Genomic DNA, 17,924 nt, shown 5'->3' with positions numbered 1-17,924 from the left:
GCCCTTGACTCCGTGCTGGAAGGATCATCTGAATGATCGAGGATAACGTCACGATCGCAAGAGCTAGCAAAAGGTCCCACCGTGGGGCACGAGCGACTAAGAGGCGCAATCGGCGACTATTTACGGTTGCTCTCTCAGTTACGGCGTTGGTTGTCTTGGCTTTGTCGTCGGCGGCCTGGCTAGGACACCGAGCGACCACTCTTCGCCAAGAGCTCACAGCAGCCACAGCCCTTGTCCCCCAACTCAAGGGTGACATCCTCAAGGATGACCCCGCTGCTGCTTCCGCTACCGTCGAGGAATTGAAAGGCCACGCATCAAGGGCAAGGGCAGCCTCCGAGGACCCGTTGTGGATCGCTGCCGGCACCTTGCCATGGATCGGTCCGAATTTCCAAGCTGCCAGTGTGGTCGCGCAAGCAGCTGATGACCTAGCCAATCGGGGAGCTGGGCCTCTGGTCAGTGTGTATCAAACCCTTGATTGGCGGTCGCTGACGCCGAGCAATTTAGAGGCTGGCCTAGCATCGCTGGCTGCTGCCGAACCCAAGGTCGTCTCGGCGGCTTACACAGTTACCCAGTCCTCCAACAGATTGGCAGGGATCGATACAAATGCTTTGTTACCGCAGGTATCGGACCCACTTATCCAAGCCAGAAGCGAACTTGACTCATTCCGCGATGGCCTCAATGCAGCAGCAAGCGCAGCGAGCATCCTACCGAGCATGTTGGGTGCGGAGGATCCCCGTAGCTACCTCCTGCTAATACAAAACAATGCTGAAGCACGTGCTTCAGGTGGTATTCCTGGCGCCCTCGCCGTTCTGAACGTTGACAAGGGAAAAATGGCCCTCGGTGCGCAGAGCAGCGCAAGTGAAATGGGCGCTACACTTCCCAGCGTTGACGTTGACCCGGAACAACAGCATTTGTTCTCGGGGCGTCTCGGCAAGTACATGCAGGACGTCAACTTGACGCCCGATTTCCCAACCTCGGCGAGTACTGCACAGGCCATGTGGGAGAAGAAGACTGGACAGAGAGTTGACGGTGTGATCTCCATGGACCCTGTCGTTTTGGGGTACATTTTGGACGCCACTGGACCCATCAAGCTGACTAATCCGGAAGTCATGGGGCTGGCAAGCACAGGGCTTCCAAAGGAACTGAGTGGAAAAAACGTCGTCCCGACACTGCTGTCTGACGTATACGCAAAGATTGAAGAGCCGAGGCTGCAGGACGCGTACTTTGCCGGCGTAGCCGAGGAGTTATTCAAGGCGCTTTCTGAAGACCGAAGCGATTCCCAGAAGTTGATCGACGGCATTACCCGAGGAGCGGCGGAGGGCCGTCTAAGTCTGTGGTCCTCGGTGAAGAATGAGCAAGAGACGATATCGAGGTTCCCGGTTAGTGGCTCAATCGCAGGGCCTAGCATCTCTCCGGCCCAATTTGGCGTCTACTTCAACGATGGAACTGGTGCCAAAATGGACTACTACATGAGGCGAACCGTTCAATTGGTCAAAGAATGTGCCCACGACGGCTATGAGCAGACAACCGTCCGCGTGACGAGTACGAACACGGCACCCGCTGACGCAGCAAGCTCGCTGCCCGCATACGTGACCGGTGCCGGACTATTTGGTGTGCCCCCAGGAACCGTACAGACAAATATCGTTGTCTATGGACCATCGCAAGCAACTGTTGAGACTTCAAAGGTGGACGGACAAAAAACTGATTTTGCACCCTACCGCCACAGCAATCGGCCCGTCGGAGTCTTGGCGGTGAAGCTCGCGCCGGGTGAGAGTAGGACGGTGGAATTTACCTTCGGGAAAATCGTTCAACACACTGAACCGAACGTGGTTGTCACACCTGGTGTACAAGCGGTCAAAGATGTGATTCAGCCCACGCAAATAGCCTCGTGCGGGTCTTAGACCTAGCCGATGCGTTAACACTATGTAAACCGACTGGATTGACGTTGCTCATGGTGCGTGCCGAATGGTACCGTCTTTTTGGGATAACTATCCGGCATTTCCGCACGGGTCTCGTGCGGTGAGGAACCCTCCTCAATTCGGGTACATCTAAGAAACTTAAACGTCTCCGGGGGGACACTAATGAAAAAAACATTCGCCGCACTTGCGCTCGCCGCATCCATCGCCCTTATCGGTTCGGCTCCTGCCGTAGCAGGTACTTACCCGCCCCTTCCGCCTCAGGCAGCCGTTTCCGACGGCACCGTAGGTCCGGGCGAGCAGTTCGTCTTCCGCGGCCAGGGCTTCCTGGCCGGCGAATCACTGACCATCAACGTTACGCCCGGCAACCCTCCGGCAGCCTCCGGAGCCAACATCGCCGGTGGTACGTCGTTCTCTGCCAAGATCCCTGTCTTCTTCGAAGCGCAGACTCATAAGGCCACAGCAGACGCACAGGGTGCCTTTGCTGTCACTCTTGCTATTGCCGAGCCCGGCACTTATCTTCTGACGGCTACCGGTGATACTTCGGGCATCAAGGTTGGTCCCGTCACCGTCGTTGTTGCAGCACCACTGGCCAACACCAGTGGCACGGTGACCACCGGCGCTGGCCTGGCCAACACCGGTTCCGGTCTCGCCAACACGGGTGCTGACTCCGGTTTGGTCCTCTGGACCTTGGTTGGCGCTGGCGCACTGGCTGCCGGTGCAACGTCCGTAGTGGTTGTTCGTCGCCGTGCCAAGGCTGAGGCTGCTGCATAGTCTGTAAGATCCAAAGCACCAAAGAAGGTGGGTGGTTCCCCGGAAACGGGAAACCACCCACCTTCTGCTTTTAAGGCTCGATAGGATTTCGATAGGTTCAACCACTGGGCCAGCGGGAGTCCTGCACGGCGTTGTGGTATCTATTAGGGCTATGGGGAGACATTGGAACAGACCACCGAGAGAATTCGATTTCTCCGTGCCGCTCCCCCGTCCTCAGGCAGGGCGGTATATCCCTCTGGCGATTCTGACAACTGTTGCCCTGGGAACAGCGGCAGTAGCCCTTCTAAGGACCGGCTGAGGCTGGCTTGAGGCACCTCCACAATCGCAGGCTTGGGCGATTCATTCTTGCCCTGATGCTTATCCCGCTAGCCTTGATCGCATTTTGGCCGTCTCCGGTAGATGAGCCAGTCCAAGGACAATTGATGAGCGTCCTGATGTTCCTTCACCGTCATGGGACCCCAACCTGGTTCAATTACAGGTTTGTGGAAGCTACAGCGAATGTTCTGCTGTTCATCCCGCTCGGATTTGCCAGCCGGCTTGCTTTTCCAGAAAAGTTCTGGTGGCGCATTGGCGCTTTTGGATTGGTCATATCGGGCTGCATGGAACTTGGTCAGTTGCTGTTTCTTCAGAACCGGTTTGCGAGCCCGTTAGACCTTGTCACAAACACGTCCGGCGCCATTCTCGGCGCACTCTTAGCCCCTAAAGCACTAACAAAAATAGAGGCCCGCCGCCTTCCGGCAACGGACCTCTAACAAGTCAAAAAGCGCCCGTCAGTTGACGAAAGCCTTCATCCAGGTCTTCAGGTCCTCGCCGAATTCAACGCGTTCGGATGCAAGAGTGATGACAGCTTTGAGGTAGCTCAGCTTGTCGCCTGTGTCGAAGCGGCGGCCCTTGAAGACCACACCATAAACGCCTGACCCTTCGCCCTCGCCAGCGGCTAGGGTCTGCAGCGCGTCGGTTAACTGGATCTCGTTGCCGCGGCCCGGCTCCGTGTTCTCCAGAACGCCGAAGACGGACGGGTGCAGCACGTACCGGCCGATCACGGCGAGGTTGGACGGCGCGTCAGCCACGGACGGCTTCTCCACAAGGCTGTTAACCCGGACATAGTCCTCACCCTCAACAGCAGTGATGTCTGCACAACCGTAGGCACTGATCTGGGAGGGATCCACCTCGATAAGAGCGATGACCGAACCGCCCGTCTTCTGCTGCACCTCGATCATGGTGGTCAGCAGGGACTCGGCCTCATCGATCAGGTCGTCACCCAGCAGCACAGCAAAGGGCTCGTCCCCTACATGCTGCTTGGCGCAGAGCACTGCGTGCCCCAGGCCCTTGGCCTCGCCCTGCCGGACGTAGTGGATGGGTCCCAGCTCTGACGCGTAGCGAATGGACTCCAAGCGGCCGTTATCGCCCTTTTCCTCAAGCACCCGTTCCAGGCCTGGAGCACGGTCGAAGTGATCCTCAAGGGCGCGCTTGCTGCGGCCTGTAATCATCAGGATGTCGTTGAGGCCGGACTTTACGGCTTCCTCCACCACGTACTGGATGGCCGGACGGTCAACCACCGGCAACATTTCCTTCGGCATTGCCTTGGTGGCGGGCAGGAAGCGAGTTCCCAATCCGGCAGCAGGAATGACGGCTTTGGTAACAGCTTTCCCCGTAGTCATAGCTGAACCTTACAAATCAGCCATGGCCGATGGCAATTTATCGCCGGCGTATAGCCGGTTTCTCTCGTCCAGCGACCATCTATACGTGCCTACGCCTCACTCCACCGAGAACGTAGTCCCGCCTTCATCTGTGACCATCTGGTCCGATTCCCGCAGGCCGGCCGGCCCGGAACAGTCGTCACACCGGCCAACAAACTGGTGGGGGCAGGTGGCAAGGTTGAAGTCGTCCCCCGTGGATAATCTGATGCGCATGGGATCCCGCCGTTCCTGGGTGCTCCCGGTCCGCCGGGAGACTCATTGTTCTAGCCGCCACGATGATGGTGCCGGCGAATGATGCGGTGGGTGCCCTCGTCGTCGAAAGCTCTCTCCTCGCCGGCACTTCCCAGTGAACAACCAACCGGAACGGAAAACACGAGTAAGTGATACCCGTTTCCTGCAGGCAAACCGTACCTACCTAAAAGTAGGGAAGCAGGGTTTACCTAAGCCCCCAGCCGGTTGCTAGCCCCAGGACCTCAACCACCGAACTGCGGCTCGCGCTTTTCCTGGAAAGCCCGGAATCCCTCGGTGTAGTCGTCGGTTTTGCAGAGCCTGGCCTGCTCGGTGTTTTCCTCCGCCATGGCCTCCCACAGGCCCAGGCGCTGGTCCCGAATGTGCGCCACCAGCTCCTTGCTCGCGGTGAACGCACCGGTAGCGCCCCGGGCCACCTTGCCCACGATCGCCCGGGTGTTCTCCAGCAGCTCGTCCGCCGGCATGGCGCGGCTGAACAGGCCCTGCGCCACTGCCTCGGTGCCGCTGATCAGCTCGGCGGCGTAGATCAGGTCCAGCGTCCGGTGCATGCCCAGCCGCTCGGTGAAGTACCAGTGCCCGCCCGAATCCAGGGTGGCGCCCAGCTTGGCGAACGGCGAGCCGAACTTCGCGTTCTCCGCCACGTACACCACGTCCGTGGCGAGCAGCAGCCCTAGCCCCACGCCCAGGCAGGCCCCGTGGGCGGCCGCGAACGTCGGAGCCGGGAACTGGCTCATCTTCTTCAGCAGCGGCTCCACCAGCCCGCCCAGGTACGCGGCGGCGTCGTCGCTCTCCGGCGTGACGTTCTGGATGTCGCGGCCCGCGCAGAAGGCTCGGCCCTCACCCCTGAGCAGCAGCGCCCGCACCTCACCGCGAGAGGCGGCGGCAGCAGCGTCGTCGTACGCCTGAGACAACTCCGCCAGCGCCTGCTCATCCAGCGAGTTCAGCTTCTGCGGGGCGTCCAGGACAACTTCGGCGACGTTGTTGCTGATGGAGAGGGAAATCATGCGGCTCCTTTATTGGTCCCCACCCGCACCCTAGCCTCGCAAGCTCGGCCAGGGAACCCTGCGGGCGTGGACCCGATTTGAAAAATTATTGGATTACACGTCGAAGTCGACGGTGACTTCCTTGCTGGTGGGGTGGCTCTGGCAAGTCAGCACATAGCCCTTGTCCAGCTCATCCTGCTCCAGCGCATAGTTTTCGTCCATGGTCACGCTGCCGGTGACCACCTTGGCCCGGCACGTGCCGCACACTCCCCCGGCGCACGCGAACGGCACATCCGGGCGGACCCGCAGCGCGGCGTTCAGGATGGACTCGCGGGCGTGCGTGGGGCTCGCCACCTCGCCCTGCAGACCGTCCAGCTTGAACGTGAACATGGCGTGCTTCTTCCAAGCTGCGGTGTTGGGGCAGACTACCTGTTTGCGTCGAGTCAATTACTTGTTTGCGTCCAGAACAGTACTCGAGTCCCGGAGATCCTCTTCGCTTCCCTGCCGTTGTCTGGTGGGGCTGCTAGTGTCGCCGGATCCCGCTCGCGCGGGTCCATCACAAAGAAGAGAGTCAATGATGCGTTTATCTTCCTTGGTGGCCGCGACGACGCTGGGACTTGTCGTCGTATTGGCACCAGCCGGACCGGCATTAGCTGGTCCCGCCGAACGGCAAGCCAACTGTACTGCGATAGGCGGAACGATCACCGGCACCGGCAACGGTACAAGGTGCACAGTCACCACACCCGTCGTAGGTCCTGATGTTCCATCAGGGGCTTCGACAACGACGTTCAGTGCGGACCGCCGCGTGGGTGATCCTGTCACCGTGGACACAGCGCTTCCCGCCAGGCAGCCAAATCCCACTGTGACATCCGAGGAACGGAATGTCGGTGAGGCGACTGTCCTTCGGACCGAGCGTCCCGGCCTAGCGGTTGTGACCCGGGAGGAGCGCAATGCAGGCGAGGCTGTCAGCGTGGACGCTGTTGTTCCCGGCACGCCGACAACCACAACCCGGACGGAACAGGGCACACCGACGAGCACGGAGTCGCCCACGACCACCAACTGCCAAAGGGTAAACAACGAGCGGGCAGCACGGCCTGTGGAAAGGTGCGAGAGGGCCGTCCTAACCACAACAACAACCCCCACGACGATCGTTGCCACGACAACCACCCCTCAGGAACAGGTCACCACCAGTACCCAGCAGCGGGAGACGCTGATTACCACCACAACGCCTTACACGGAGGTCTTCAGCAGCACGCAGCAACGTGAATCATGCACCACCACGATGTACCAGACGGTCATCGCCACAATGACGACGCAGCAGACGGAGCGCACGGCGACCACCACCCAGCCGACAACGCGGACCACTGTCACCACGACCACCACCTACAACTTCCTCCCCGGCAGTGACGCCCCCACCCCTACCGGAACACCGGTGGTGACGACGTCAACGGCTACAGGGACTCCAGTGGTGACTGAATCCGTAGTTCCGGGCACTCCGATCGTGACCACGGGAACCCGACCCGGCTCCGAGGAAGCGGACATTGTGTGCACGCCGATCGCCCCGGTAGTAACGGTTACCGAGGGGAACACCAGGGACGGGGTTACGACGGCAACCACGCGCGCAGCTCCTGTTGTCACCGTGACCCGTGAAAACATCGATCCGCTTGTCGCCGAGGCTCGAACCGTGGGAACTCCAGTGGTCACAACCGGCGTCCGCAGCGCCGGCGGGACCTGCTACAACAATCCTTCAAACGCTGAGCAGCGAGCCAACCGCTGCAGCTAACCGGTAAAGCACCGAACTCTAACGACGACAGCTGCCGCCTTCCAACCAGGAGGGCGGCAGCTGCCATGCTCACCCTACTCTGACTACGACGGAGTCCCGCCGCTAAACCGCGGCTCACGCTTCTCCTGGAACGCCCGGAAACCTTCGGCGTAGTCGTCTGTTTTGCAGAGCCTGGCCTGCTCGGTGTTTTCCTCCGCCATGGCTTCCCACAGGCCCAGGCGCTGGTCCCGTATGTGGGCCACCAGCTCTTTGCTCGCGTTGAAGGCTCCGGTGGCGCCGCGGGCCACCTTGGCGACAATCGCCCGGGTGTTCTCCAGCAGCTCGTCCGCCGGCATGGCGCGGCTGAACAGGCCCTGCGCCACGGCCTCGGTGCCGCTGATCAGCTCGGCCGTGTAGATCAGGTCCAGTGTCCGGTGCATGCCCAGCCGCTCCGTGAAGTACCAGTGACCGCCCGAATCCAGCGTGGCGCCCAGCTTGGCAAACGGCGAGCCGAACTTCGCGTTCTCCGCCACGTACACCACGTCCGTGGCCAGCAGCAGCCCCAGCCCCACGCCCAGGCAGGCCCCGTGGGCCGCCGCGAACGTCGGTGCCGGGAAGGATGCCATCTTCTTCAGCAGCGGCTCCACCAGCCCGCCCAGGTACGCGGCGGCATCGTCGCTCTCCGGCGTGACGTTCTGGATGTCGCGGCCCGCGCAGAAGGCGCGGCCCTCTCCCCTCAGCAGCAGCGCCCGCACCTCACCGCGCGAGGCGGCGGCAGCAGCGTCGTCGTACGCCTGCGACAACTCCGCCAGCGCCTGCTCATCCAGCGAGTTCAGCTTCTGCGGGGCATCCAGGACAACTTCGGCGACGTTGTTGCTGATGGAGAGGGAAATCATGGGGCTCCTTCGTTGAGACCGGGTCAAGTGTTTACACGTCGAAGTCGACGGTGACTTCCTTGCTGGTGGGGTGGCTCTGGCAAGTCAGCACGTAGCCCTTGTCCAGCTCATCCTGCTCCAGGGCGTAGTTTTCGTCCATGGTCACGCTGCCGGTGACCACCTTGGCCCGGCATGTGCCGCACACTCCCCCGGCGCACGCGAACGGCACATCCGGGCGGACCCGCAGCGCGGCGTTGAGGATGGACTCGCGGGCGTGGGTGGGGCTGGCCACCTCGCCCTGCAGGCCGTCCAGCTTGAACGTAATCTTGTACGTCTCTTTGGACTCGTCCACCACCACGGGCCGGCCCGCGTGCCCCTCCGGCCGGTCCGGCTTGCCGCTCGTAAACAGCTCGAACCGGATGTTCTCAGGCTTCACGCCACGCTCAGCCAGGGTGTCCCGGCACAGCTGCACCAGCTCGAACGGCCCGCACAGGAACCACTCGTCCACGTCGTCCGCGTGGATGGCGGTGCCCAGCAGCTGCTGGAGCTTCCCGGCGTCGATCCTTCCGGACAGCAGCGGCGCGATCCGCTGCTCGCGCGACAGCACGTGGTGGATGGCCAGCCGCTGCGGGTACTTGTCCTTCAGGTCCGCCAGCTCCTCCAGGAACATCACGTCCATGGCGGCCTTGTTGGCGTAGATCAGGTCGAACCGGCACTGCGGGTTGGCGGCCAGCAGCGTGCGGGCGATCGCGATCACCGGGGTAATCCCGCTGCCGGCAGCGATGGCCACAAAGCTAGCCTCCCCCTGCCCGGCGACGTCCCCGGCCAGCTCCTCCGGGTTGTTCATCGAGTTCATGCGGTTCTGCTCCACGGCCTTGCCGTCCCGGCCATGCTTGGACACAAACGCGCCCATGGGGCTCATCACGTCCAGCGTGTCCCCGGCCTTCAACTCGGCGTTGGCCCAGGTGGAGAACAGTCCGCCCAAGTCTTTCTTGACCGCCACGCGGATCTCGCTGCTGCCGTCCTCGAAGCTGCGCGGCTCGGCGCAGATGGAGTAGCTGCGGCGCACCTCTTTGGGTACTCCGGTTTCGTCCGGGAGCTTGGTGCGCAAGGCCACGTACTGGCCGGGCAGGTAGTCGAACCGGCCGGCGAGCTCCTGCGGCACGTGGAACGCCACCTCGATGGCGTCCTCGGTGAGCCGGCGCACCTCCTTCACGGCGAGCGTATGGAAGGACGGACGACGGCGGCCGGTGGCCTGCGCCGATTCGGCGGCAGTCTGGCGGACAACGGGCATGGGGCTTCCTTACAGCACTTTGAAGTAGTCGAACGGTTCCTTGCAGTCCTGGCACACGTACAGCGCCTTGCAGGAGGTGGAGCCGAAGCGGGTGAGCTCTTTGGTGTTCAGGCTGGCGCACTGCGGGCACTTGACCGCCATCTTCAGGCGGATGGGACCTGCGTGCCGTGCTGCATCGGACATGCCCGACGGCGGGGCGATGCCGTACTCCTGCAGCTTCGCCTTGCCTGCCTCAGTCATCCAGTCCGTGGTCCAGGCCGGGGCGAGGACCAGGTCCACCTCAACGTCCGCGTAGCCCTCTTTGGCGAAGGCTGTTTTCAGGTCGTCGCGGATGGCGTCCATGGCCGGGCAACCGGAGTAGGTGGGCGTGATGGTGACGATGACTTTTCCTGTTTGAGTCACCTGCACGTTCCGCAGGATGCCCAAGTCCTCGATGGTAAGCACGGGGATCTCGGGATCACACACGGTGGCCGCGATGTCCCACGCGTTCTGCCGCGGGGTCCGGGTGCGGCTTTCGAAGTCCGAAATGTACACGGCAGTCACCAGCTTGCTCCGGGATGCTCGCGGGCCAGCACCTGCATCTCGGCGAGGATATAGCCCAGGTGCTCGGAGTGCCTGCCGTGCCGGCCGCCGCCGGGTGCTGCCGGGACGTCCGGCACCTCGAGTTCGGCTTCGGTGAGGACTTCGCCCGTGAGCCGGTCAAAGTCCTCGCGCAGGCTGGAAGGCGCGACGGCGGCACCCGCCTCGGCGAGCCGCTGCGTCAGGTCATCGTCCTGGAACAGTTCGTTGACGTACGGCCACATCAGGCGCAGGCCGTGGATCATCCTCTTGCGGGATTCCTCGGTGCCGCCGGCCAGGCGGAGGATCCACTGGGCACTGTGGTCCCGGTGGTAATCCACTTCCTTCACGGCCTTGGCGGCGATGGCGGCCAGTGTGGCGTCCGTGGATTGGGTGAGCCGGCGGTACAGCTCGAACTGGTAATAGCTCACGATGAACTGGCGGGCGATGGTCACCGCGAAGTCGCCGTTGGGCTGCTCGAACAGCTGGACTGAGCGGAACTCGTGTTCGCGGCGGAAGTAGGCGAGGTCATCCTCGGACTTGTCCCAGGCGCCGCCGGCGTAGCTGAGGAAGCTCCGGGCGTGGCCCAGCTGGTCCAGGGCGATGTTGCCCAGGGCCACGTCCTCCTCCAGCTCCGGGGCGCGGGAGATCCAGTGGCCCAGGCGCTGCGCGAGGATCAGGGCGTCGTCGCCCAGGCGCAGGGCGAATTCGGCGACGTCTTCACTGGGTTTGGCGAGGCCGGTGCGGACCTCAAGCGCGATGTCCTCCGGGCGCAGGGCGTTGCCGGGCGTGATGCGGGTGGCGGAGGCGTTGGAGTCGCCACCAGCGACGCCGGTGGAGATGTCGCCGTGGCCGGTTGTGGTTTCGGGGGCTTCGGGGTTCACAGGTGCTTTACCCCTTCGCTCTTGGTGTAGTACGTGGCATGCCGGTAGTCCTTGCCCTGCGGCGACTCGAAGAACGAGCCCTTGGCATCCGGGTCGCTGGCGGCGATGGCGTCGGCCGGGACAACCCAGATGGAGACGCCCTCGTTGCGGCGGGTATAGAGGTCGCGGGCGTTACGCAGGGCCATGGCGGCATCCGGCGCGTGCAGGCTGCCGGCGTGGACATGGCTCAAACCGCGGCTCGACCGGACGAAAACCTCCCACAACCCCCAGGCACCGCGGTCTGCGTGGTTGACGGCGGGCTTGATCGAGGGAACCTGGTTCTCCGAGGCCGGGGTTGTTGCGGCGGCCTTGGTCTCGGTGGCGGCTGCCTCCGGGGTGGGGGCGCCGGCCGGAACCTGCTCCGCGCCGCGGATCACTTCACTGGCCGAACTTGCGGGGACTTCCGGGTTGCCGTGAGGGCTCATGCTGCGTATTCCTTCGTCTTCATTGACTGTTTTGCTGCGTAGGCTGCTGCTGCCTCGCGAACCCAGGCGCCGTCGTCGTGCGCTTCCCTCCGGCGCTCCAGGCGCTGGGCGTTGCAGGGGCCGCGGCCGGCAAGCACTTCCTGGAACTCATGCCAGTCCAGCGGGCCGTGCTCCCACTTCCTGGTGTCCTCGTTGTAGCGGACCTGGTCATCGGGGAGGGTCAGGCCCAGGACCCGGACCTGCTCCACCATCATGCCCACGAAGCGGCTGCGGAGTTCGTCGTTGCTGAAGCGCTTGATGTTCCAGGCCATGGACTGCTTGGAGTTGGGCGAATCGTCGTCCGGCGGGCCGAACATCATCAGGGCCGGGGCGTACCAGCGGTTCACGGCGTCCTGGGCCATCTGCTTCTGTTCGGGGGTGCCGTTGGAAAGTTCAAGGAGGATTTCGAAGCCCTGGCGCTGGTGGAACGATTCTTCCTTGCAGATGCGCACCATGGCCCGGCCGTAGGGGCCGTAGGAGGCGCGGCACAGCGGGACCTGATTGCAGATGGCGGCGCCGTCCACCAGCCAGCCGATAGCACCCATGTCCGCCCAGGTCAGCGCCGGGTAGTTGAAGATGGACGAGTAGCGGGCCTTGCCGGCGATGAGGTCTTCCATCATCTTGTCCCGGGTCTGGCCCAGGGTCTCGGCGGCGCTGTAGAGGTAGAGCCCGTGGCCGGCCTCGTCCTGGACCTTGGCCATGAGGATGGCCTTGCGCTTCAGGCTGGGGGCGCGGGAGATCCAGTTGGCTTCGGGCTGCATGCCGATGATCTCGGAGTGCGCGTGCTGGGAAATCTGGCGCAGGAGGGTCTTGCGGTAGGCCGCCGGCATCCAGTCCTTGGGCTCGATGCGTGAGTCCTCGGCCATGACGCGGTCAAAGTTGGCCTGGCCTGCCGCCTCTGCGGTTTCGCTGGTTCCAGCCGTTCGCTCAGCCGGCACTGACTGCAAGTTCTGCGCTGCCATGGTTGCTCCTCTGCAAAGACCTTCTGGGACGTGCCGAATTATTTACCGACCGTTCGTTCAGGATATGCGGAAGCGCTCCGGACCGTCAAGCGCCCACCCCCTGCCCTCCCCCTTGCGACGCTCTCTCACTTAATGCGCCCTTTTCCCAAACGCTCTCTCACTTGATGTCGGGTTTTCCCGAACGCTCTCTCACTGGAGGGCGCGCCCGCGCAGGCTCAAGTTTTCGTGAATGTTTCCTAAAGAGGAGCGGACTATTGATTGCAGTACGGCAGGATGAACGCTATTCGGGTACAGGGATCTTTTATTGCCGGAGAGTGGGAACGCATGCATAGCGAGAACGCGGGGATAGGTCTTCAGGGCGTGCCGGCGGGCCCGGAGTCCGGGGGCACACTGGTCATACGCACCTGGTTTGAACCGGACGAGGTCCCGCCTGGGTTTCGCGCCAGGATAACCTACGGACCTGCAGTTGGCGCCGAGACGACCCTCTACGCTGCCGATCCCGACGGAGCATTAAGCATTGTGCGTGAGTGGCTGCAGACTCAAACTGCTGGCCACGGCGGAGGATAGTCTTTCTGCGCTGACGCGGCTCTGGCTGTGCAGTATTTCCTGAACCAGACGGCGCAAGCCCTCGGAGGGGCCGACGCCGATGTCCGCCTTAAGCTGACCCTGGTACCTGTCGTAGGCGGACAGTGCCAGAGCCACGTTTCCCTGGGCCAGCTCTGAGGCAATGAGCACCCGCACGGCACTCTCATAGAGGGGTTCGATTTCCAGGGCCGCAATGGCGGCATCGGCGGCGGCCTCATTCTCGCCCCGGGCAACAAGTTGGCGTGAAACCCAGGTAAACGCCCTGACCCGGTCGTGCTGCAGCCTGCTCTGCTCGAACACCACCCAGTCCTCGTACCAGCCCGGCAGCAAGTCCACATCGCGAATCTCAGGCAGGACAGACGCCGGATCGCCTTTGCCCGCGCTGGTCGCTTCCGCCAAGGCGGCGCGCACGCGGTGCAGATCCACCTCGACCCTGGCGTCCAAGGAGAGCAGCGCGCCTGTCTTGACGAGCAGCCCCGGCATCTGCCGTGTCACCAGATGCACCGCCACCCGGAGGCTTTCCAGCGCGTTGGCCTCAGGACAGTCCGGCCACAGCATCCCGGCCAGGTAGTTTCTGAGGCAGGGCCCGCGGACCGCAAGTGCTGCGATAAGCCGCTGCTGACGGGCCGCCACATAGACTGCTGTTCCATCTTGGCGCAGTTGCCAGGAATGCATGAGGTCCAGTTTGAATATTCCACAGTCATCGTTGCCCATGGCTACCCGATCTCGGTTTTCACACTAGTCGTGCAAGTTCGAGGATCCTCACCTTGAAGTTGAAAGTCAATGCGGCGCATCCCCCTATTTCAGTAGGGAGAGGCGTCTATCAGACGCCGAATTTGTTGTCTGCCGCAGTCAGCTGCCACTGCCCATACGGGGTGAGCGAAAGCCCGACGGCGGCCGTGCGGCACCCAGCCGCGCCTCTCCACCCATGGTGCGTGCCGCCGTCGTGCCTTCCTGCGTTCCTGCCTTCCTGTCTTCCTGGAGAGGCGGCTCAGAGGCCCGAAAGCAGTTTCACGATGGGTTGTCCGAGCGGGCCCAGCCATGCGGCCAGGTTCTGGATGGGTCCGGCGAGCCCGGCAAGGGCCCCTGCAGCACTTGCGATTTCCGTTAGTTTCCGCAGGGGCCCTGCCACTTTGTCGGGCTCGGGGTGGGCGCTGCTGACTTCCTGGTCAATCTCCTTCAGGTGCCTTGAGATTGCCGCGAGCTGGCCGCCGGAAAGGCTCGATGCGGCGACGCCCTGTTCCAATTCCTGCACCGCTGCGCGCAGGGCGCGGGACTGGACCATCCCGCTGTGCTGGCCACCGCGGATGTACTGGTTCCCCTCGACGTTGTTAACCACTCCGCCTGTTTGATGATTGATGTTGAATCCCATCCAGATCGTCCTCCTTACTCGTTACCGGCCAACTGGCCTCCCGGAAAGGGCAACGGGAATTCGCGGTCCACTCTCTTCCGCCGGGACGTTGCCACTACGTGCAGGACAATGCCGATGATCATGAGGATTTGTCCTGCGCCTGCCATGAAAATTCCGATGATGTAGGAGCGAAAAGAGTCAGGCGGTCCCTCACCGGTGAAACTGGAGACGTCCTCCACAAATTGCAGGAAGTTGACTCCGGTCACCACCACTCCCGCGATGGTCAGGGCAAGCCCACTCCAGATGAGCCAGCGGGCCCTGGTTTTTGTGGCGGCAATGTCCCGCAGGAAGCTTTCGCGTTCCTGCCGCACGTGGCTGACGTAGGCCGTGTATTGGTTGCCTGCAACGTTGCTGATGTTCCCGGCGCGCTGGTTAGCAATCTCGTAGTTGCCCTGGATGTTTTCTTCGCGCGGGCGGTAGGCGGCCGGCCCCTGGATGGGGAGGGCGGCCGTGTCCTCCCCTTGGTCCGGCGGGCCCTGGTATTGGAAACGGGCGTTCCCGAAGGACACCACATCGCCTGAGTGCAGGACCACCTCGCCAGATGCCGGGCGTCCGTTGACGGTGGTGCCGGCACTGGAACCGAGATCATGGACGGACACCCGCCCTGCAGGGTCCACGGAGAGTGACGCGTGCACCCTGCTCACGGTGGGCTCCAACAGGACCAGGTCATTGGAGTGGCTGCGGCCCAGCGTCATCCGTCCGCGTGTCAGATCGAGGTCACCGCCCGTGCTGCCGCCCGGTCCGAGGGCAATGAGTCGGGAAGCCTTGGGATCCACTGTTTCAGTTTCCTTAGCTGTTCTCCATGGTGCGCCGGTGAGCATCAGGCTAAGGACATCGCGTTACTGCCGCGTTACCGGGCTTCGCCACCGATTGCCCTCCTGGTGAGCAGTAACGCCGCAATAACGCGGGAGGATGTGAACTCCCACTTAGAGCCTCCCCTCTCAAGTGGGGTGGGTGAACGGGAGAGGACTATTCCATGGAACCGCGAAGAAGCTGTGATGCGGGCAGCGGGGTCGCCCTCGACCTTCGGCTCCTGGGCGACTTCCGGCTGGGAGATGAGGCAGCAACAGTGGAACTGACGCCCCGCGCTGAGCATTTGTTAGCCTTTCTGGCGTTACGCAGCCATATGACCCGGACAGCAGTCGCCGCCCAGTTGTGGCCGGATCTCGACGAAGCCCAGGCACGGGGATGCCTTCGCTCAACATTGTGGAGGCTGCCCAGGCCGGACGGGTTACCGCTGGTGGCCACATCGGGTGACAGGCTGTACCTCACCGCGTTTGTGCAGGTCGATGTGACCCGGTTACGCGAAGGGCTGGATCGGTGGCTGCCGGGCGATGCACCGCCGGTGCAGATCGGCCCGCTCAGCGGGGACCTGTTGCCGGGCTGGTACGACGACTGGCTGGTGATCGACCGCGAGCGCCAGCGCCAGATCCGGCTTCATGCCTTGGAGCGGATATCCGCCTGGTACGTGGGCGCCGAAAGGTTTGACAAGGCGATCGAGGCAGCCTTGCAGGCGATTGCCGGTGACCCGTTGCGGGAGAGCGCGCACCGTTGCCTCATCCAGGCCCACCTGGCTGAGGGCAATGTCAGCGAGGCCCGCCGGCAGGTGGATATCTACAGGAGCCTCCTCGCCGAGGCCGGGATCCCCGCGCAGCTCTCGGCTCGGATGTACGAACTCATGCAGCCGGCCCGTGCCCGGACACCGTCTGCGGTGACTCCGCTGGTGAGAGGCCCCCGGTGTGGAGTCGCATTTTGAGGTAGCGATCATCGGCGGTGGGCCTGCCGGCCTGGCCGCCGCCCAGGTACTCGGCAGGCAGCGCCGGCGTGTGGTCCTGGTGGACAGCAGCCACGGGCGCAACGCCGCAGCCTCGCAGGTGCACATGGTGTTGGGCCGGGAAGGAACGACGCCGGCCGGCTTGGTTCTCGCCGGCGTCCAGGAACTTGCCGGGCTACCTTCGGTGTCCATCCTGAGTGCCGAGGCCACCAGCGTCCTCCTGGCGGATTCCAGCATCCTCGTGCGGGCACCGGCACGTGAGATTACTGCTGACTTCCTCATCCTGGCTACCGGCGTTGTTGACGAGCTCCCGCCGATCCGGGGCATCGACGCTGCCTTCGGCAAATGCCTGTTCCACTGTCCTCTCTGCCACGGGTTCGAGGCCAGGGATGAACCGCTGGTTGTGCTGGGCAACAGCGAACACGCCGCCTTCATGGCGGCTTACGTGCAGGACCGCATCAGCCGCGACGTACAGCTGTGCAGCAACGGGGAGCCGTGCTTCTCACGCGGGACCAGGGCCCGGCTCCACCGGAACGGCATCCGGATCATCGAGGACCCGGTGGCGGGCATCCACGCCCAAGCGGACGGTCTCACGCTGGTTCTTCCCCACTCCGGATCGATGACATACCGCGCTGGCTTCGTCTCCTCCACATACCGGCAGCGGTCGCCTTTCGCCCGGGCACTCGGGTGCGCCCTGACCGACGATGGCCGCGTCCGCGTGGACCATTTCCAGCGCACATCGGTGCCGCTCGTTTTCGCGGTGGGAGACATGGCAAAGGTGGCACCGGGCACCGGAAACATGACGTTCGTAGCCACGGCAATCGCCAGCGGCGTCACGGCGGCCGCGTTCCTGGACGAAGACATCTTCGCGAAGCAGTGGAACAGCCAGGAGACCCCCCGCTAGGCAATGTGTTCTGCTCCCCTACCCGCCAGCGGCAGGTCAGGGATCGAATTCATTACCCTTTACACCGGCAAGAAAAGCCCGCCACTCCTCCGCGGAGAATTCAATCCGGGCTGCAGGATCCGCGGAATTCCTTACATACACCTTTCCCATGTGCGGTGCCTGTGCCACCTCGACGCAACAACTGTTGGCGCAATAGGAAGAGCGCTCGAAGGTCAGTTCGCCATCCACTTCCACTCCTATGGTTCATTGGTAGCTCTATGAGTGTGGCCCGGCCAAGGTGTGTCCCCGTCCGGGCCCTGAATGAGTTGCTGCCACACCCGGCGGGTACGGCGTCTCAGCCGCTTACGGGAAACACTTGCTGGCGATTTGCTCGCCCGCGACGTACAGCTTGACGCAGACACCCGTGGGGATCCCCCACGAGGTGCGGGTACTCAGGCAGGCCCTGACTGCGGTGCCATTCGGAAGGTCAAACGGCACCGGAAGACAGACATTGCCGATTCCCAGCGGGAGCCTCAGGCAAACCCTGTTGTTGCCCGAAGTCACTGAAATGCATGACGCGCGGAGTTCGAGTTCCCCGCCGTCCATGGAGGTGAGGTCCGGGGCCGTCTGCCGGTTCCGTCCCTCGAACGGTTGCCTGGAGGCTTCAAGTGTGGCCGTGACCGCCTGCTCGTCGAACTCGGCGTACTCGTCGTTCGTTTCGTTTGCCATGGTTCTCCCCTTCGCGATTTTTGGTAAGCCATTTTTGGGCGGATCCGGATTGACCCGTTCCTGCATGGTTCCAACCGCTCGT

General features: G+C 63.1%; 20 protein-coding genes and 1 pseudogene. 6 read left to right on the top strand and 15 right to left on the bottom strand.

The features are described 5' to 3' along the window. The first annotated feature begins 32 nt into the window (after positions 1-32). The 3 genes from AC3A4Z_RS15630 (at position 33) to AC3A4Z_RS15620 (ending at position 3,442) form a co-directional block, all read left to right on the top strand. Positions 33-1,901, top strand: a complete 1,869-nt coding sequence (locus tag AC3A4Z_RS15630) for a DUF4012 domain-containing protein (protein ID WP_498712587.1) — start codon at positions 33-35, stop codon at positions 1,899-1,901. 180 nt (positions 1,902-2,081) lie between these two features. Beyond that, positions 2,082-2,690 (top strand): LPXTG cell wall anchor domain-containing protein, encoded by a 609-nt coding sequence (locus AC3A4Z_RS15625; RefSeq protein ID WP_498712586.1) that lies wholly within the window; start codon positions 2,082-2,084, stop codon positions 2,688-2,690. 353 nt (positions 2,691-3,043) lie between these two features. Next, complete coding sequence (locus tag AC3A4Z_RS15620) at positions 3,044-3,442, top strand: VanZ family protein (RefSeq protein WP_498712585.1); 399 nt, start codon at positions 3,044-3,046, stop codon at positions 3,440-3,442. An 18-nt stretch (positions 3,443-3,460) separates the two neighbouring features. Here AC3A4Z_RS15620 and galU read toward each other — a convergent pair whose 3' ends face one another. The 4 genes and pseudogenes from galU to AC3A4Z_RS15600 form a co-directional block, all read right to left on the bottom strand. Further along, positions 3,461-4,351 (bottom strand): UTP--glucose-1-phosphate uridylyltransferase GalU, encoded by an 891-nt coding sequence (gene galU, locus AC3A4Z_RS15615; RefSeq protein WP_498712584.1) that lies wholly within the window; start codon positions 4,349-4,351, stop codon positions 3,461-3,463. A gap of 96 nt (positions 4,352-4,447) precedes the next feature. After that, complete coding sequence (locus tag AC3A4Z_RS15610; RefSeq protein ID WP_498712583.1) at positions 4,448-4,603, bottom strand: hypothetical protein; 156 nt, start codon at positions 4,601-4,603, stop codon at positions 4,448-4,450. A 260-nt stretch (positions 4,604-4,863) separates the two neighbouring features. Continuing rightward, positions 4,864-5,643: an enoyl-CoA hydratase/isomerase family protein gene (locus AC3A4Z_RS15605; RefSeq protein ID WP_498712582.1), complete on the bottom strand. Its 780-nt coding sequence runs from the start codon at positions 5,641-5,643 to the stop codon at positions 4,864-4,866. A 93-nt stretch (positions 5,644-5,736) separates the two neighbouring features. Beyond that, positions 5,737-6,006: pseudogene (locus AC3A4Z_RS15600) on the bottom strand (2Fe-2S iron-sulfur cluster-binding protein); the annotation flags it as partial. A gap of 478 nt (positions 6,007-6,484) precedes the next feature. Between AC3A4Z_RS15600 and AC3A4Z_RS15595 the strand changes: the two are divergent. Next, entirely contained in the window at positions 6,485-7,405 is a 921-nt protein-coding gene (locus AC3A4Z_RS15595) for a hypothetical protein (protein ID WP_498712581.1), read from the top strand. Positions 7,406-7,488: 83 nt separating this feature from the next. On the opposite strand, the gene AC3A4Z_RS15590 is transcribed toward AC3A4Z_RS15595, so the two are convergent. The 9 genes from AC3A4Z_RS15590 to AC3A4Z_RS15550 form a co-directional block, all read right to left on the bottom strand. Next, positions 7,489-8,280 carry an enoyl-CoA hydratase/isomerase family protein gene (locus AC3A4Z_RS15590; RefSeq protein WP_498712580.1) on the bottom strand — a complete coding sequence of 264 codons (792 nt, stop codon included), beginning with the start codon at positions 8,278-8,280 and terminating at the stop codon, positions 7,489-7,491. A 31-nt stretch (positions 8,281-8,311) separates the two neighbouring features. Further along, positions 8,312-9,553: a 1,2-phenylacetyl-CoA epoxidase subunit PaaE gene (gene paaE, locus AC3A4Z_RS15585; RefSeq protein WP_498712579.1), complete on the bottom strand. Its 1,242-nt coding sequence runs from the start codon at positions 9,551-9,553 to the stop codon at positions 8,312-8,314. Positions 9,554-9,562: 9 nt separating this feature from the next. After that, the gene (gene paaD / locus AC3A4Z_RS15580) at positions 9,563-10,096 is read right to left on the bottom strand and encodes a 1,2-phenylacetyl-CoA epoxidase subunit PaaD (protein WP_498712578.1); all 534 of its coding nucleotides are present in this window, start codon (positions 10,094-10,096) and stop codon (positions 9,563-9,565) included. After that, the gene (gene paaC, locus AC3A4Z_RS15575; protein ID WP_498712577.1) at positions 10,093-10,995 is read right to left on the bottom strand and encodes a 1,2-phenylacetyl-CoA epoxidase subunit PaaC; all 903 of its coding nucleotides are present in this window, start codon (positions 10,993-10,995) and stop codon (positions 10,093-10,095) included. Before paaC ends, paaD begins: the two co-directional genes overlap by 4 nt. Next, positions 10,992-11,459, bottom strand: a complete 468-nt coding sequence (gene paaB, locus AC3A4Z_RS15570) for a 1,2-phenylacetyl-CoA epoxidase subunit PaaB (RefSeq protein WP_498712576.1) — start codon at positions 11,457-11,459, stop codon at positions 10,992-10,994. The genes paaC and paaB overlap by 4 nt, the downstream gene beginning before the upstream one ends. Continuing rightward, entirely contained in the window at positions 11,456-12,460 is a 1,005-nt protein-coding gene (paaA, locus tag AC3A4Z_RS15565) for a 1,2-phenylacetyl-CoA epoxidase subunit PaaA (protein ID WP_455835226.1), read from the bottom strand. The genes paaB and paaA overlap by 4 nt, the downstream gene beginning before the upstream one ends. A gap of 510 nt (positions 12,461-12,970) precedes the next feature. Beyond that, on the bottom strand, positions 12,971-13,720 hold the full coding sequence (locus tag AC3A4Z_RS15560) for an AfsR/SARP family transcriptional regulator (RefSeq protein ID WP_498712575.1): 750 nt from the start codon (positions 13,718-13,720) through the stop codon (positions 12,971-12,973). A 316-nt stretch (positions 13,721-14,036) separates the two neighbouring features. After that, positions 14,037-14,417, bottom strand: coding sequence for a hypothetical protein (locus AC3A4Z_RS15555; RefSeq protein WP_498712574.1), 381 nt, complete (start codon positions 14,415-14,417; stop codon positions 14,037-14,039). Positions 14,418-14,431: 14 nt separating this feature from the next. After that, a complete protein-coding gene (locus AC3A4Z_RS15550; RefSeq protein ID WP_498712573.1) occupies positions 14,432-15,232 on the bottom strand; it encodes an FHA domain-containing protein in 801 nt (266 codons plus the stop codon). Positions 15,233-15,432: 200 nt separating this feature from the next. Between AC3A4Z_RS15550 and AC3A4Z_RS15545 the strand changes: the two genes are divergently transcribed. Both AC3A4Z_RS15545 and AC3A4Z_RS15540 read left to right on the top strand, forming a co-directional pair. Continuing rightward, complete coding sequence (locus tag AC3A4Z_RS15545; protein ID WP_498712572.1) at positions 15,433-16,212, top strand: AfsR/SARP family transcriptional regulator; 780 nt, start codon at positions 15,433-15,435, stop codon at positions 16,210-16,212. Further along, positions 16,196-17,134 (top strand): NAD(P)/FAD-dependent oxidoreductase, encoded by a 939-nt coding sequence (locus AC3A4Z_RS15540; RefSeq protein ID WP_498712571.1) that lies wholly within the window; start codon positions 16,196-16,198, stop codon positions 17,132-17,134. Before AC3A4Z_RS15545 ends, AC3A4Z_RS15540 begins: the two co-directional genes overlap by 17 nt. A gap of 36 nt (positions 17,135-17,170) precedes the next feature. On the opposite strand, the gene AC3A4Z_RS15535 is transcribed toward AC3A4Z_RS15540, so the two are convergent. Together AC3A4Z_RS15535 and AC3A4Z_RS15530 are read right to left on the bottom strand one after the other, a co-directional pair. Further along, positions 17,171-17,362 carry a DUF397 domain-containing protein gene (locus AC3A4Z_RS15535; protein WP_498712570.1) on the bottom strand — a complete coding sequence of 64 codons (192 nt, stop codon included), beginning with the start codon at positions 17,360-17,362 and terminating at the stop codon, positions 17,171-17,173. 114 nt (positions 17,363-17,476) lie between these two features. Continuing rightward, positions 17,477-17,842: a hypothetical protein gene (locus AC3A4Z_RS15530; RefSeq protein WP_498712569.1), complete on the bottom strand. Its 366-nt coding sequence runs from the start codon at positions 17,840-17,842 to the stop codon at positions 17,477-17,479. Positions 17,843-17,924: the final 82 nt, after the last annotated feature.

This window comes from Arthrobacter sp. Soil_C_49, from assembly GCF_057656635.1.
The sequence above is the reverse complement of the archived record's forward strand: the minus strand, read 5'-3'. Positions and strand labels throughout refer to the sequence as shown.

Bases quoted from the DNA above. Each gene is read 5' to 3' on its own strand.
- AC3A4Z_RS15630 (WP_498712587.1), top strand. From the start codon at position 33: ATGATCGAGGATAACGTCACGATCGCAAGAGCTAGCAAAAGGTCCCAC.
- AC3A4Z_RS15625 (WP_498712586.1), top strand. From the start codon at position 2,082: ATGAAAAAAACATTCGCCGCACTTGCGCTCGCCGCATCCATCGCCCTT.
- AC3A4Z_RS15620 (WP_498712585.1), top strand. From the start codon at position 3,044: ATGCTTATCCCGCTAGCCTTGATCGCATTTTGGCCGTCTCCGGTAGAT.
- galU (WP_498712584.1), bottom strand. From the start codon at position 4,351: ATGACTACGGGGAAAGCTGTTACCAAAGCCGTCATTCCTGCTGCCGGA.
- AC3A4Z_RS15610 (WP_498712583.1), bottom strand. From the start codon at position 4,603: ATGCGCATCAGATTATCCACGGGGGACGACTTCAACCTTGCCACCTGC.
- AC3A4Z_RS15605 (WP_498712582.1), bottom strand. From the start codon at position 5,643: ATGATTTCCCTCTCCATCAGCAACAACGTCGCCGAAGTTGTCCTGGAC.
- AC3A4Z_RS15590 (WP_498712580.1), bottom strand. From the start codon at position 8,280: ATGATTTCCCTCTCCATCAGCAACAACGTCGCCGAAGTTGTCCTGGAT.
- paaE (WP_498712579.1), bottom strand. From the start codon at position 9,553: ATGCCCGTTGTCCGCCAGACTGCCGCCGAATCGGCGCAGGCCACCGGC.
- paaB (WP_498712576.1), bottom strand. From the start codon at position 11,459: ATGAGCCCTCACGGCAACCCGGAAGTCCCCGCAAGTTCGGCCAGTGAA.
- paaA (WP_455835226.1), bottom strand. From the start codon at position 12,460: ATGGCAGCGCAGAACTTGCAGTCAGTGCCGGCTGAGCGAACGGCTGGA.
- AC3A4Z_RS15560 (WP_498712575.1), bottom strand. From the start codon at position 13,720: ATGCATTCCTGGCAACTGCGCCAAGATGGAACAGCAGTCTATGTGGCG.
- AC3A4Z_RS15555 (WP_498712574.1), bottom strand. From the start codon at position 14,417: ATGGGATTCAACATCAATCATCAAACAGGCGGAGTGGTTAACAACGTC.
- AC3A4Z_RS15545 (WP_498712572.1), top strand. From the start codon at position 15,433: ATGGAACCGCGAAGAAGCTGTGATGCGGGCAGCGGGGTCGCCCTCGAC.
- AC3A4Z_RS15530 (WP_498712569.1), bottom strand. From the start codon at position 17,842: ATGGCAAACGAAACGAACGACGAGTACGCCGAGTTCGACGAGCAGGCG.